Origin of the sequence: Salinicola sp. CR57 (assembly GCF_003206585.1) — a bacterium.
GTDB classification, from domain to species: Bacteria; Pseudomonadota; Gammaproteobacteria; order Pseudomonadales; family Halomonadaceae; genus Salinicola; species Salinicola lusitanus.
Genome location: NZ_PZJL01000020.1, coordinates 153 through 507, shown reverse-complemented (window position 1 = coordinate 507; position 355 = coordinate 153). Strand labels below are relative to the sequence as shown.

Annotated in this window: 1 protein-coding gene; it reads left to right on the top strand. The window is 64.8% G+C overall.

Features of this window, described 5'->3' with window-relative positions; genetic code table 11:
- On the top strand, positions 1 to 355 hold a 355-nt coding region (locus tag DOM56_RS19600), incomplete at both ends, for an Ig-like domain-containing protein (protein ID WP_198655849.1).

Genomic DNA, 355 nt, shown 5'->3' with positions numbered 1-355 from the left:
CAACCCGGGTACGGCATTCGATCGCCTGGCCGCGGGGCAGACCGACAAGACCCAGATCAGCTACACCGTCAGCGACGGACAGGGTGGCACTTCTACCTCGACGCTGACTGTAACCGTCACCGGCACCAACGACGCGCCGGTGGCTCGCGCCGATACTGGCAGCACGGGTGAGAACGCCGCCCTCAACGTCGCCGCCGCCCAAGGCGTGCTGGCCAACGATAGCGATGTCGATGGCGGGACACTGACGGTGAGTGCGGTCAATGGCGTGGCAGGTAGCGTGGGGCAGTTCATCACTGGCTCCAACGGCGGTACCTTCACCCTCAATGCCGACGGTAGCTATAGCTTCAATCCGGGC